This is a genomic window from Nonomuraea sp. B208 (assembly GCF_057536035.1).
This window is the reverse complement of record NZ_BAAJOU010000028.1, coordinates 745,511-758,534: the sequence shown is the minus strand read 5'-3', so window position 1 is coordinate 758,534 and position 13,024 is coordinate 745,511. Positions and strand designations below refer to the sequence as shown.

At 74.2% G+C, this 13,024-nt stretch carries 12 protein-coding genes; 5 read left to right on the top strand and 7 right to left on the bottom strand.

The genetic code is table 11. From position 1 onward, the window contains the following. Window positions 1-14 precede the first annotated feature (14 nt). The gene (locus tag AC27IY_RS39820) at window positions 15-788 is read left to right on the top strand and encodes an HAD family hydrolase (protein ID WP_487181155.1); all 774 of its coding nucleotides are present in this window, start codon (window positions 15-17) and stop codon (window positions 786-788) included. Continuing rightward, a complete protein-coding gene (locus AC27IY_RS39815; protein WP_329574786.1) occupies window positions 785-1,057 on the top strand; it encodes a DUF4031 domain-containing protein in 273 nt (90 codons plus the stop codon). The genes AC27IY_RS39820 and AC27IY_RS39815 overlap by 4 nt, the downstream gene beginning before the upstream one ends. Window positions 1,058-1,063: 6 nt before the next feature. On the opposite strand, the gene AC27IY_RS39810 is transcribed toward AC27IY_RS39815, so the two are convergent. Beyond that, window positions 1,064-1,705 (bottom strand): HD domain-containing protein, encoded by a 642-nt coding sequence (locus tag AC27IY_RS39810; RefSeq protein ID WP_487181154.1) that lies wholly within the window; start codon window positions 1,703-1,705, stop codon window positions 1,064-1,066. A gap of 401 nt (window positions 1,706-2,106) precedes the next feature. On the opposite strand from AC27IY_RS39810, the gene AC27IY_RS39805 reads away from it, so the two are divergent. Continuing rightward, window positions 2,107-3,273, top strand: coding sequence for an alpha-hydroxy acid oxidase (locus tag AC27IY_RS39805; RefSeq protein ID WP_487181153.1), 1,167 nt, complete (start codon window positions 2,107-2,109; stop codon window positions 3,271-3,273). 99 nt (window positions 3,274-3,372) lie between these two features. Then, window positions 3,373-3,792 (top strand): hypothetical protein, encoded by a 420-nt coding sequence (locus AC27IY_RS39800; protein ID WP_344218411.1) that lies wholly within the window; start codon window positions 3,373-3,375, stop codon window positions 3,790-3,792. Window positions 3,793-3,800: 8 nt separating this feature from the next. Here AC27IY_RS39800 and AC27IY_RS39795 read toward each other — a convergent pair whose 3' ends face one another. From AC27IY_RS39795 to AC27IY_RS39785, 3 genes are read right to left on the bottom strand one after another with little or no spacing between them, the layout of a single operon-like run. Then, window positions 3,801-7,004, bottom strand: coding sequence for an ATP-binding protein (locus AC27IY_RS39795; RefSeq protein ID WP_423450441.1), 3,204 nt, complete (start codon window positions 7,002-7,004; stop codon window positions 3,801-3,803). After that, window positions 7,001-8,332 carry an oxygenase MpaB family protein gene (locus AC27IY_RS39790; RefSeq protein ID WP_487181152.1) on the bottom strand — a complete coding sequence of 444 codons (1,332 nt, stop codon included), beginning with the start codon at window positions 8,330-8,332 and terminating at the stop codon, window positions 7,001-7,003. Before AC27IY_RS39790 ends, AC27IY_RS39795 begins: the two co-directional genes overlap by 4 nt. A gap of 22 nt (window positions 8,333-8,354) precedes the next feature. After that, a complete protein-coding gene (locus AC27IY_RS39785) occupies window positions 8,355-9,065 on the bottom strand; it encodes a Crp/Fnr family transcriptional regulator (RefSeq protein WP_423450445.1) in 711 nt (236 codons plus the stop codon). A gap of 188 nt (window positions 9,066-9,253) precedes the next feature. Between AC27IY_RS39785 and AC27IY_RS39780 the strand changes: the two genes are divergently transcribed. After that, on the top strand, window positions 9,254-9,826 hold the full coding sequence (locus AC27IY_RS39780) for an RNA polymerase sigma factor (RefSeq protein ID WP_344218403.1): 573 nt from the start codon (window positions 9,254-9,256) through the stop codon (window positions 9,824-9,826). A gap of 17 nt (window positions 9,827-9,843) precedes the next feature. On the opposite strand, the gene AC27IY_RS39775 is transcribed toward AC27IY_RS39780, so the two are convergent. The 3 genes from AC27IY_RS39775 to AC27IY_RS39765 form a co-directional block, all read right to left on the bottom strand. Beyond that, window positions 9,844-11,115: a hypothetical protein gene (locus tag AC27IY_RS39775; RefSeq protein WP_487181151.1), complete on the bottom strand. Its 1,272-nt coding sequence runs from the start codon at window positions 11,113-11,115 to the stop codon at window positions 9,844-9,846. Between the two features lie 190 nt (window positions 11,116-11,305). Beyond that, window positions 11,306-12,169 (bottom strand): hypothetical protein, encoded by an 864-nt coding sequence (locus AC27IY_RS39770; RefSeq protein WP_423476401.1) that lies wholly within the window; start codon window positions 12,167-12,169, stop codon window positions 11,306-11,308. Window positions 12,170-12,276: 107 nt separating this feature from the next. Continuing rightward, window positions 12,277-13,023 (bottom strand): SDR family NAD(P)-dependent oxidoreductase, encoded by a 747-nt coding sequence (locus AC27IY_RS39765; protein ID WP_487181150.1) that lies wholly within the window; start codon window positions 13,021-13,023, stop codon window positions 12,277-12,279. Between the last annotated feature and the right edge of the window lies 1 nt (window position 13,024).

Genomic DNA, 13,024 nt, shown 5'->3' with positions numbered 1-13,024 from the left:
GCTACGTTCGCCATGTGAGCGAGCCTGCTGCTGTTGACGCGCCCGTCATCGACCTGACCCGGGTCGGCGCCGTCGCCTTCGGGGCCGACGGCGCGGTCACCGACACCGCCCGGGGGCACGCGGCCGCCTGGAAGCACGTCTTCGACGCCTTCCTGCGCGGCCGCTCGGCGCCGTTCGACATCCGTGAGGACTACCTGCGCCATCTGGACGGGCGGCCCCGCCTCGACGGGATCCGCACGTTCCTCGCCGCGCGCGGCATCACGCTGCCCGAGGGCACGCAGGACGACGAGCCCGGCGCCCCCACCGTGCACGGGCTGGGCCTGGCCAAGGACCGGACGTTCCTCGCCCAGGTGGACGAGTACGGCGTGGCCGCGTTCCCGTCCACCGTGGCGCTGCTGCACGAGCTGCGGCGGCGCGGCGCCAGGACGGCGGCCGTGTCGGCGAGCCTGCACGGCCGCCGGCTGGTGCGGGCGGCCGGCCTGTCCCACCTGTTCGACGTGATCGTGGACGGCGCGGACGCCGCCGAGCTGCGCCTCCCCGGCCAGCCCGACCCCGCCCTGTTCCTGGAGGCGGCGCGCCGCCTGGAGCTGCCGCCGGCCCGCGTCGCGGTGGTGGACGCCGCGCGCGCGGGCGTGGAGGCGGCGGGGAAGGGCGCGTTCGGGCTGGTCGTCGGGGTCGTACGCGAGAGCGGGCAGACGGACGAGCTGCGCGCCGCAGGGGCCGGGTCCGTCGTCACCGACCTCGGGGAGGTCGAGGTGCGCGGGCGGGTCCTACCCTTGTCCTCGTGACCGTTCTCATCGATCCTCCCAACTGGCCGGGGCCGCGCGGGCTCATGTGGTCGCATCTGGTCAGCGACCACACGCTGGACGAGCTGCACGACTTCGCCGCGCTGCTGGGGGTGCCGGAGCGGGCGTTCGACCGCGACCACTACGACGTGCCCGAGACCGTGCACGCGCGGGCGGTGTCGCTGGGGGCCGAGGCGGTCAGCTCGCGGGAGCTGCTGCGCCGGCTGGTCGCCGCGGGGCTGCGCCGCCGCAAGCGGCACCTGCCACGGTGAACGCCGTCAAGGCGCGGTGAGTGAGGCGAGCTCGGCGGTCATGTTCGCGCGGGCCCGTTCCTCCCACAACGCCCGGCCGCGGGCGGTCCGGTAGAGGCTGGGGGTGGCGAGCAGGCGGCGCAGGACGTCGGCGCGGCCCAGCCTGAACAGGTCGTCGGGGACGTGGGCGTACTCACGGCGGACGGCGGCCGCGTAGCCGGCGTACCCGTCGGCCGGGCCGCCCAGGACGGCGAGGTCGGCGTCGCACAGGACGGCGCCGTTCGCGTCGCCGTCGGCGAGGGTGTCGTGGGCGGCGGTCAGCCGGACCAGCCTCGCCACCTCGGCGACCACCGCCGGGGTCACGCCGCAGCGCGGGAGCCTGGACTGGGCGAGCTGGGCGCTGCGCTCCTCGTCCCGGCCGGGGTGGCCGTCGTAGACGGCGTCGTGGAACCAGGCGGCCAGGCGGACCGCGTCGGGGTCGGCGGCGTCACCGGCCAGGTCGTCCACGGCGGCGAGCACGGCGGCCAGGTGGGCGCGGTCGTGGTAGCGGCGGTGCGGCTCGGACCAGCGGGCGACGAGCTCGGCGCCGGTGGCGAGGGCGGCGGCCGACGCCCCGGCGAGCCGCACCCACGCCGCCACGAGCCCGCCATCACTACGGTGATCATTCACGCCCCCACCGTAGACGGCCGAGGTCCCTGGGGAGGTGCGGGGGGCGCCGCAGACGGCCCAGGTCCCTCAGGAGGCGCGGGAGGTGCCGCAGACGACCGGGGTCCCCCGGGAGGTGCGGGGGGTGCCGCAAACGGCCCAGATCCCTCGGGAGGCGCGGGAGGTGCCGCAGACGACCGGGGTCCCCCGGGAGGTGCGGGGGGTGCCGCAAACGGCCCAGATCCCTCGGGAGATGCAGAGGGCGCTCGCAGACGACCGGGGCCTCGGGAGGTGCGGGGGGTGCCCCCGGGTGGCGAGGTCCCGATCAAGGTATAGGGGGGTGCCTCCGGTTTTGGTAGCGTCGGGGTATTGACGGGAGTGCGGAGGAGCGGCGGCGGCTGCCGCGGTGGCGGGAGCTGCGGGAGGTGCTGCCCGGGCGTCCTCGCCTCTCCCGGGCCGGACGGGTGGCCGCGGCGGCGGACGTCGGTGATCTGCGGGAGCTGGCCAGGAGGCGCGCCCCGCGCATGGTGTTCGACTACGTGGACGGCGCCGCCGAGGGCGAGTGGTCGATGGCCAGGTCGGTGGAGGCGTTCCACCGGGTGGAGTTCCGGCCGAGGGTGCTGCGTGACGTGGCCGAGGCGCCGACGGCGGTGGAGGTCCTGGGCCGCAGGATCGCGATGCCGGTGGTGCTCGGCCCGACCGGGTTCACCCGGATGATGCACCGGGCGGGCGAGCGCGCCGTGGCCAGGGCGGCGGAGCGGGCGGGCGTCCCGTACACGCTGTCCACCATGGGCACCACCCCGGCTCCCGCGGTGACGGCGGCGGCAACCGGCGGGTGGAACTGGTTCCAGCTCTACGTGGTCCGCGACCGCGCCCGCACCCTGGACATGCTGGCCGCGGCCCGCGACGCGGGCATGGACGTGCTGGTCGTCACCGTGGACGTGCCGGTCGCCGGGTCACGGCTGCGCGACGTCAGGCACGGCCTCACGGTGCCGCCGGCCCTGCGCTGGCGCAGCGCGCTGCAGGCGCTGGCCCGCCCCGCGTGGTGGTTCGACTTCCTGACCAGCGAGCCGCTGCGCTTCGCGACGGTGGACGGCGCCCCCGGCGACCTGGCCGGCATCACCAACCTGATGTTCGACCCGTCCGTGACGGTCGCCGACCTGGAGTGGATCCGGTCGGCGTGGCGGGGCCCGCTGCTGGTCAAGGGCGTGCAGCGGGTGGACGACGCGAAGGACCTGGCCGACGTGGGCGTGGACGGGCTGGTCGTGTCCAACCACGGCGGCCGGCAGCTCGACCGCTCCCCCACCCCGCTGGAGCTGCTGCCGGAGGTGGTGGACGCCGTCGGCGACCGTACCGAGGTGTTCCTGGACGGCGGCGTGCGCAGCGGCGCGGACGTCGCGGCGGCGGTCGCTCTGGGCGCGCGGGCCTGCTTCGTCGGCCGGGCCTACCTGTACGGCCTGATGGCGGGCGGCGAGCCCGGCGTGACCCGGGTGCTCGACCTGCTGCGCGCCGAGCTCGTACGGACCCTGCAGCTCCTCGGCGCGCCCGGCGTCGAGGGCCTGGACCGCGACCTGGTGCGCCTGCGTCCCTGACCGCCGCCGCTGCCGCGAAAAGCACGCGTATCTGGGCGGCGGTGCCGCCGCTCTGCTCCTTCACACGGGGACCTGGTCCTCACCCGGAGAGGAGAGCAGATGGCGACCGGAGAGTTCCAAGTGATGAAAGTGCCGGCGGAGCAGCTGGCCGGTGCCCTTCACGGCCAGGTTGTGGATCCGGGCGCGCAGCCCACGACCGTCGTCAGATGCGGCGAGGGGTGGACCGTGGACGTGAGCTGGGAGGTGTCGGGTGAGCTCATCGACTGGTTGCAGGGCCGATGGCAGCTGGAGATCATCGCCGACTTATTGGGCGGCGGCGAGAGCCGGCATCCCTCGCCGCCCGTGGAATTGACGTTCACCCCGGGGTCGGGCCGATATACCGCCTCGATCCCGATGCGTGGCCAGCTCGCCCCCGGAACCTATGACCTCGTGGTCAACCTCACCACCATGACCGCCGCCGGCACCGCGGGGGCGCTCGGCGGCTTCGTGGTGCTCAGCAAGATCATGGTGAAGGAGTGACGGCGGAGTCAGCGAAGACGGCGGTCCAGGAGCAGCGCGCCCCGTCCGGCCAGCAGCGAGGAGCACCACCGGCGCAGGTCGGCCGGTCTGGGCCCGCTCACCTGGCCGCCGTCCAGCAGGTCGGCCCAGTCCAGCAGCGACTCGGCGAGCATGAGCGGCACCTCACGCCGCTCGTGGACCTCGGCGGCGGCCTCGAAGTGCTCGGCCGCCCGCCGCGGCTCGCCCATGATCACGGACAGGTGGGCCAGGTAGTGGTGGCCGCAGTGGTGGGCCACCGTCGAGTGGCCGAACGTGTCGCCCTCGCCGGACAGCGCGTCGTAGAGCCGCGCGGCCAGGTCGGGACGGCCGAGCCGGCCGGCGGCCACGGTCAGGTTGTCGAGCGCGGGGCGGTGCGCCATGTTGCGCGGCGGGACCGCGCCCCCGTCGGCGAGGATGCGTTCCAGCAGGGGGCCGGCCTCCTCGTCGTCCAGCTCGCTCAGATAGCGCAGCACCGCGTGCACGGGGTCCGCGCGGGGCGCCTGGGCGGCGCGGCGCAGCCGGTCGCGCAGCTCCCACAGCCGCCCCTGGAGCCGGCGGATCTCGGCGATCTGCTCGGCGTAGATGGCCACGGCCTCCAGGCGGCGGCCGATCTGCGAGCCGAGCCGCAGCGCCGCCTCGGCCTCGGCCTCGGCCTGCGCCAGGTCGCCCTGCATGAGGGTCAGCCCGGCCCTGGAGTAGCCGACCAGCCAGTGCAGGTGCGGCTGCGCCAGCCGGTGGGCCAGCTCCTCGGCCCGGTCGAGCAGGGTGGCGGCGCGGGCGGCGTCGCCGCTGTCGAGGACCGGCGGGGTGCGCTGGACGTAGGCGTGGAACAGCGCGAGGTCGTCGCCGGTGCGGCGGGCCGCCTCCAGCATCTCGTCGCCGTCGCGGTGGCGCTGGTGCAGCGGGTCGGCCGGGATGATGGTGAGGCTGCGCAGGCCCAGCACCAGCGCGAGGGTGCGCGGGTCGCCCGACTTGCGGGCCAGCGCCACCGCCTCGTCGCTGAGCGCGAAGCGCCGCTCCCCGTCGGGGGCCCAGATCAGCTCGGCGGCCAGGTTGGCGGCCAGCAGCGCGCGGGTGCTGACGTCGGTCGAGTCGACCTGCCTGCGCGCCTCCTCCAGCAGCGCGATGCGCTGCCGGTCGAGGGCGGCGTTGATGCCGGAGAAGGCGACGCCGCCGAGCGCCGCGGTGACGACGAGGTCGCCGCGGCCGCACTCCAGCGCGAGGTCGGCGGCCCGGCCGAGGGTGGCCCGCGCCTCCGGGTGCCCGGCCAGCCACATCGCCCGCCCGCAGCCGACGAGCAGCTCGGCGCGGCGCTCCGGGGGCGTGCCCGGGGTGTCGTCGAGCAGGTCGAGCACCCGGCGGTACCAGGTGACGGCCTCGTCGTGGGCGAGGCCCTTCAGCGCGTGCCCGGCGGCGAGGACCCCGGCCTCGGCCGCCGCGCTCACCCGGGCCGGATCGCGGCCGTGCTCGGCGGCGGCCATCAGGTGCCGCGCCACGACGTACGGGCGCGTCTCCATGGCGCGCGGATCGGCCTGGCACAGCGCGTCGGCGACCTTGCCGTGCAGCAGCCCGGCGCGCGGCGGCGAGAGCGTGGCGTAGAGGGCGTTCCTGGTCAGCTCGTGCGGGAAGCTGCACGCGCCGCGGGCGGACATGGCGACCAGGCCGGCGCCCAGCGCCTCCTCGGCCGCCGCGACGAAGCGGGCCTCGTCCAGGCCGAGGGCGGCGCGCAGCTCGGCCGACTCCATGTGCTCGCCCACGGCCAGCATGCTGACCAGGTCGCGGGCGTCGGTGTGGAGCTGCGCCAGGCGGGCCCGCACCATGCGGGTGACGGAGTCGGGCACGCCGAGCGCGTCGAGCTCCTTGCCGGCGGTCAGCTCGCGGGCCATCTCGCTGACGAGGAAGGCGTTGCCGCCGGTGACGCGGTGCAGCAGCTCGGCGTCGGCGCCGGGGCGCACCTCGGCCAGCACGCCGGCGACCTCCTCCAGGCCGAACGAGGCGACCTGCAGCACGCGGCCGTCGGCGGTCAGCTTGAGCAGCTCGGGCATGGCCGTCTCGACCGGCGCCGGCCGGGACGTGGCCAGAATGAGCAGCGGCAGGGCGTCGGCGTCGTACATGAGGGCGTTGAGCATCTGCAGCGACTCCAGCGTCGCCCACTGCAGGTCGTCGATGACGAGCAGCACCGGGCGCACGGTGGTGAGCCGTTCGATCAGGGTGCGCGCGGCGGCCATCAGGTGGTAGCGCTCGGAGACCGGCTCGGTGGCGGGCGGCACCTCCAGCGACAGCGGCGGCGCGGCGAGCGACGGCGCCAGCCGGACGAGCTGGCCGCACTGCTGGTCGATCCCGGCCCGCAGCAGCAGCGCGGGCGAGGTGCGGGCCAGCCGCTCGACGGCTCCGGCGATCGGCTCGTACGCCTGCCGCGCCGGATCGGTGCACCGCCCGGCCAGCACGGTGAACTGCCGTTTGAGCGCCTGCCGCGCGGCCATCGACGCGAGCCGGGTCTTGCCCACCCCCGGCTCGCCCTGGAGGATCACCAGCCCGCTGCCGAACTCGGCCGCCGCGAGCTCGGACTCCAGCGCCCGCAGCTCCTCGCCCCGGCCGACGAAGGTCAGCTCCCGCTCGCCGGACAGCCAGGTCGGCAGCGCGCCGCTCTGGTGGTGGTCGGCGTTCTGCCAGTGCAGCTCGTAGGTGTGCATCGGCTCGCGCAGGCCCTTGCCGGACATCCGGCCGAGGTCCTTGAACTCGTGCCGGCTGCGGCCCTGGGCCAGGCGCCGCACCAGGTCGGTGCAGAGCACCTGGCCGCCTTCGGCGATCGCGACCAGCCGCGCCGCCTCCACCGTGGGCAGCCCGGACACGTCGTCGTGGCCCCAGCAGACGTCGCCGGCGGCGAGCGCCGCCTTGATGGAGATCTTCTCCATGGCGCGCTCGTTCTCGTCGGCGACCGCCTGCTCGACGGCGATGATCGCGTCGAGGCCGGCGGTCGCCGACTCGAAGACGGCCATGAGGCCGTCGCCGAGGCTCTTGGTGAAGGTGGCGCCGTTGGCCTGCGCCACCGAGCCGAGGAGCCGGCGGAGGCGGCGGAAGACGTCGTTGGCGCGTTCCTCGCCCAGCCTGACCCGCAGCGCGGTCGAGCTCACCACGTCGGTGAACAGGATCGTCGCCGTGGTGAGGGTGCCTGGTTCGTGCGGGACACTCACGCGCGCAGCCCCTTTCGCCCCTGCGCGGGCGCTCGTTCGGTCTTGCGCACACTTCTGCGGACATTCTTGCGGACATTCTTACGGACGGCGCGCCGGATCTCACGTGATTTGACCGCGGTCTTCGTCTGCCTGATCCGCCAGGCGCCGGCCAGCTCGGGCGGGATGCGGAAGGCGGCCTGCCCGTCGGAGTGGCGGTCGACCAGGGCGACCACGAGATGCCGGCCCACCCTGCGCACCAGCCCGCGCACCACGCGGTCGACCGCGCGGCCCAGCCACGGCTGCCGGTGCGCCGCCCTGGCCAGGGCGAACAGCGCGGTGAACCACCACGCGGGCGGCGGCACCTCCAGCAGCTCGGGCACCCGGTCGGCGCCGTGACGGGCGTCGCGGAAGACCCAGTGCACCAGGCTGCGCGGCAGCTTGCGCCAGCCGAGGTGCATGAACTCCTCCATCTCGGCCAGCAGCATGGACATGAGCAGCCGGCCCTCGGGGCTGGACTCGTACAGGCGGCCCATGCGCTCGCTCACCGGGGCGACGTCGTCGAGGGTGAGCGGCCGGTCGCGGCACGCCTCCACGCCCATGAGGTGGCCGAAGACGCTCCACGTGTAGAGGTGGGCCTCGCGCTGCTCGTCGGTCAGCGTGACGCCCATCGTCTCCAGCGCCTCCCAGGTGACCACCGTGAAGTCGAACAGGGTGGCCAGCAGCAGCTCCTGGTTGACGGGCGGGCCGAACCGCTCGGTGTCCCAGTGGTCGCCGTAGCGCTCGTCGACCAGGGCGCGCACGAACGCGTGCAGGATGCGCAGCCCGAACGCCGTGGTGTGGCCGGGGCCGCCGGGCAGCAGGCTGTCGGTGGCCTTGAGCCCCATGACGTCCACCAGCATCTGCCCGGTCTCGGCGACGCGGCGGGTGAGGCCGTGCGTGGCGAGCTGCGAGACCCCGGCCAGCACGCGGGCGCTGGAGACCTCGACGTACGCCATCGGCAGGCACTTGCAGAACAATGCGGCCGACTGGTAAAGCCCGTAGTCGGCGAACACCGCCTGGCCCTTGGCCAGCAGCTCGGCGTCGCGGCCCCATTCGGGCAGGTCGGCGGCGAAGTCGAGGGCGTCGAAGATCTCGGAGGCGGGCGGCGCGCCCGAGGGCTGCCTGGCCTCCTTCTTGGCCTCCCCCAGCTCCTTGACCACGGCCTTCACCAGCTCCAGCGGGCCGAGGCCGTCGTCGCGCTCCTTGAGGTGGCGGGCGACGACCTCGTCCATCTCGGGGTCGGCCATCTGCCTCAGCTGCCGGAACCTCTCCTCCGGCCAGCGCTCGTGGGCATCCTCGCGTCGGTTCATCGTCCCCGTACTCCAGATTCGGTCAGAGGCCGCCCCGCCTGCGCAGTGCGGCGACGTCCAGCAGCGTGATCGTGCGGCCCTCGATGGCGATGAGCCCCCGTGACACGAGCGACTGCAGCGCCCGGTTGACCGCCGGCCGGGTCGCGCCGATGAGCGCGGCCAGGTCCGACTGCGTCAGGCCGGGCAGGTCCACCACGGCGTCCGCCGTGCCGTGCTTGCCGGCGAGCTCCAGCAGGAGCTTGGCCAGCCGGCCGCCGAGGTCGAGGAAGGCCAGGTCGGCCGCCTGCCCGGTGAGCCGGCGGACGAGGTGGCCGAGCAGGTGCAGGAACTCGTCCGCCAGCGCGGGATGCTCGCGCATCAGCTCCAGCAGCCGCGCCCTGGGCAGCGCGAACACCCACGAGGGGCGCACGGTGACGATCGACGCCGAGCGCGGCGAGCCGTCGAGCAGCGCCAGCTCGCCGAAGGTGTCGCCCCTGCTCAGCATGTTGAGCACGATCTCGTCGCCGTGCTCGGTGGTGAACACCACCTTGACCAGGCCGTCCAGCATCGCGTAGAGGGACTCCCCCGGGTCCCCCTGGTGGAAGATGATCTGCCCCGACCGGTAGCGGCGGGCCAGCCCGGCCCGTAGCGCGCTCCTGACGCCGTCCTCTCCGAGTACGCGGAACAACGGGATCTCCGCCAGCGCGGCGGCGAGCTGCTGAGCGTCCCGTGGGGGCCCGCTGAACCCGTTCATGACAGAACTCTAGGCCGCGATCGGCGGCCCGGCAGTAACCGGTAAGCGGTCTCTTCCACGCCTCGAATGTGACGAGGAACACATCCGGACTGTCACAAGCGCGACAGACGCCGCGGATCTTCAGGCGGACCGTGGGAGGGCCGGTCGGAAGAGGCCCCCCGAGTAGCCGTGCCGGCGAGGAGTGGAACATGCAGTTGGAGACCGTCGACCGCCTCGACACGGGCGCTCTGGTGGCGGCCGCGCAGCAGGGCGACGCCGGCGCCTGGGAACGGCTGGTCGAGGAGTTCACGCCGATGCTGAAGGCGCGCATCCGCCGCTTCAGGCTCGGCCACGAGGACGCCCAGGACGTGCTGCAGACGACCTGGCTGCTGGCCTGGCAGAACCTCAAGAGCGTCGCCGACGGCCAGCGCATGGCCGGCTGGCTGGCCACGATCGCCTTCCGCGAATGCCTCAAGCTGACCAAGAGGACGCGCGAGATCTGCACCCCCGACCTCGACACGGTCGGCAGCACCGACGACGTGGACAGGGAGCTGGCCAGGATCTGGCTCGCCGGGACCCTCGAAGAGCTGGTCGAGGGGCTGCCGGACGCACAGCGGGTGCTGTTCAGGGCGCTCACGGAGACCTCCGAGCCGCATTACGTGGACGTGGCGCGCAGGCTGGGCAGGCCGGTCGGGAGCATCGGGCCCACCCGTGCCCGCTGTTTCGCGAAGCTGCGCGGGATGCTCCAGGCCCGCGAGATCACCAGGGACTTCCTCGATTGATCCACCCGGCCGCTCATCTACGTGGCGCTCCGGTCGAACGGGATCGCCTCCAGGAACGGCTCGAGATCGAAGGTGGCCATCTCGAAGGCGTCGGGGTCGCTCTCGGCCGGGTAGCGGTAGAGCCTGCGCCGGATGCCGGGCAGGCCGGGGTCGCGGTCGAACATCTCGCCGATCGCGTCGGGCACCAGGCCGCGCCGCATCTCCTCGGCGAGGCCGTCGGCGATCCTCTGGTCGAAGGGCACCCGGTAGAGGGCGGCCACCGTCTGGTAGACGCGGAAATAGCTGACGATGAAGCGCATGCGGTCGGGGTAGGACACCCAGTTCGTCACCCCGGCCGTGGACGCCTCGCGGTCCTCGGTGATGAACTCCTCGGCGAGCTTGCGCACCCGTTCGTCCTGGATCGGCGCCCACGCCCGGTCCAGGTCGACGCCTTCGGGGGCGGTCAGCGGGCGGCCCACCTTGATGTCGCTGAGCGGGGTGCGCACCGCGAACAGGTGGCGGGTGTAGAGCCCCGCCCACAGCTCCTCCAGCCTGCGGGTCAGCCAGGGCTGGTCCTCGTGGCGGGCGGAGTAGAGAGGGAAGGGGGCGTACGGGCGGCGGGTCACGAGCGCGCGCAGCGAGCGCCACGATCCCCGGGTCAGCCACCGGACCGGCCGGTAGAGCACCAGCTCCAGGGCCTTCTGCGCGCGTTTCTGCTCGTACGCCGACAGCGCGACGTTGGCGCCGAACATCAGCTCGGCGCGTACCTCGGGGTCGCTCGCCTCCCGGGCCTCCAGCAGGAGCTGGGCGGCGTCGCGCAGGTAGCGCGGGTCGGCCGGCTCCAGCAGCGCGGCCAGGAACTCCGGCGGTGACGGCGTCAGCTCGGACTCGGGGCTGACCTTGAGGAACCCGTCGGGGGTGTCGTCCCGCCAGAGGTTGACGGCGAGGCTGGCGGTCTCCAGGAAGATCGCCCGGTTGGCCAGCGCGAGGCCGAGCTGGTAGCTGGGGCCGAGCAGGGTGAGCAGCGTGGCGCGGAAGAGGCGGCGCAGGCGGCGCGGCACCCGCAGGCGGCGCCCGAAGTCCTCGATGAACGGCGAGTCGGGCGTGAGGTCGAGGCTCTCGCCCACCGCCTTGGAGGTCCAGGTGGCGTAGCAGTACCAGTTGTTGCACGCCTGGCCGAGATGTTCGGAGAGGTCCCCCGCGAGCCGGTGGTAGGCGTAGGCGATGACCATCGCCTCGAGCGCCGGGCTCCTGTCCTGGTAGGCGGCGATGCGGAGCACGTCGTCCGCGGTCATCCGGGTCTCGGGCATGGGGGGTGTCTCCCGTTCGCTGGTCCCTCGCCTCGAAGAGTTCAGAGCGTCCCCGAGGGCGTCAGATACAGGCGGCCGGCTGCCTCCCCGTGGCCGCCGGGGCGTCGAGCGTAAAAAGGGGCGCTTGCGAAGGGCTTGCAGGTTGATCAGCGCCGGGTGAACCCCCTGCGGCACAGCCGGCTCAGACGGCTCAGAGGGCCAGGGTCTGGCCGGCCTCGATGGCCTCGCGGACGCTGCGCGCCAGCGTCTCCTCCAGCGCGTCGCCGTGCGCGGTCAGCGCGGCCATGCCCTCGGCGTCGTCGGTGGCGGCCAGCAGCGCGCGGTACTTGTGGTTGTTGTCCAGCGCCTCGCGGGCGCGCAGGGCGGCGTCGGCCTCCTGGACGCGGCGGGCGTACCGCTCCAGGCCCTCGACGCGGGCGGTGACGGCGGCCAGGGAGCGGTCGAGCGCCTCCTGCTGCGGGTCGAGCACGGCCCGCAGCTCGTCGGTGACCAGGCCGTGGCGGGCGGTGTCCTGCTCGTGCTGGAGCTCGTGCTGGACGCGCAGCAGGCGGGCGATCTCCCAGACCTGCCGGGGCAGCAGCACCTCGTTGGCCACGACGTCGAGCAGGTGGCGGCGCATGGCCTCCGACCGCTGGACGATGTTGACGGCGCGGCGGGCACGTTCCAGCAGGGCGCGGCCCGGCGGGGAGAGCTCGGCGACGGCCACGAACCGCTCGCGCAGCGGCGAGGAACGGGGGTCGCGGCCCAGCCGGGGGATGTGGCAGTCGAGCACGGCGAGGCGCTGCTCGGCGCTCAGCTCGGGGTCGAGCACCAGGTCGACGGTGCGCCGGACGTGCTCGCGCTCGCGGTCCAGCCGCAGCGCCTCCTCCTGGCTGAGGGCGCGGTGGCGGAGCACGTCGTGGGCCACGACGAAGCCGCACAGGATGATGGGGGCGAGCAGCACCACGATGACCGCGGCGATCGGGCCTAACTCGACAAACAGGGTGAAACCGGTCAGCAGGACCCCGACGGACGCGACGAGCGACGCCAGCGCCCAACCCCATCCTCTGGCCACGCCGTCCCCTCCGAAGCGAGTACCCGCAGTGCCCTGGATGCCACAATAGCCGCCACTTCCGACAATCCGCGGCGATACCGCGCCTTCTCGGGGCCGCCGGAAGGCCGTCAGCGGAGGTAGGAGGCCCCGTTCAGGTCGAGCACCGCGCCGCTCGCCCACTCGGCCTGCGGCGAGGCCAAGAAGACGACGGCCGCCGCGACCTCCTCCGCCCGCGCCACCCGCCCGAACGGGCTCTGCGCCCGGATGGCGTCGCCGCGCGGCGCCTTGAGGTGCTCGCTGGCCATGTCGGTCTCCACGAACCCCGGCGCCACCGAGGCGACCGCGATCCCGTGCGGCGCGAGCGCGACGGCCAGCGACTGCCCGAGCGCGTTGAGCCCCGCCTTGGCGGCCCCGTACGCGGGGCCGTCGGGCTCGCCGCGGTAGGCCCCGCGCGAGGAGACGTTGACGATGCGGCCGCCGGCGGGCATGTGGCGGATCGCGCAATAGGTGACGTCGGCCGCCCCCAGCAGGTTGACGGCGAGGGTGCGCCGCCAGGCGTCCTGCCACTCCTCGTACGACACCTCGGTCACGGGATGGTGGAAGAAGACCCCGGCGTTGTTGACCAGCACGTCGATGCGCCCGAGCGCGCCGGCGGCGGCGTCCACCATGTCGCGGATCTCGGCCGGGTCGGCGAGGTCGGCCCGGACGACGGCGTGGCCCTCCCCGGGCAGCTCCTCCAGCAGCCCGTGTGCCTCCGCCGCCGAGTCGCGATGATGGACCGCCACCCGGTCGCCCTGCCCGGCGAAGGCCGCCGCGACGGCCCGCCCGATCCCCCGCGACGCGCCGGTCACGAGCACTCCACGTCCGTTGCTCACC

Excerpts from the sequence above, each read along its gene's own strand:
- AC27IY_RS39775 (WP_487181151.1), bottom strand. The coding sequence starts at position 11,115 with ATGCCCGAGACCCGGATGACCGCGGACGACGTGCTCCGCATCGCCGCC.
- AC27IY_RS39780 (WP_344218403.1), top strand. The coding sequence starts at position 9,254 with ATGCAGTTGGAGACCGTCGACCGCCTCGACACGGGCGCTCTGGTGGCG.
- AC27IY_RS39785 (WP_423450445.1), bottom strand. The coding sequence starts at position 9,065 with ATGAACGGGTTCAGCGGGCCCCCACGGGACGCTCAGCAGCTCGCCGCC.
- AC27IY_RS39790 (WP_487181152.1), bottom strand. The coding sequence starts at position 8,332 with ATGAACCGACGCGAGGATGCCCACGAGCGCTGGCCGGAGGAGAGGTTC.
- AC27IY_RS39800 (WP_344218411.1), top strand. The coding sequence starts at position 3,373 with ATGGCGACCGGAGAGTTCCAAGTGATGAAAGTGCCGGCGGAGCAGCTG.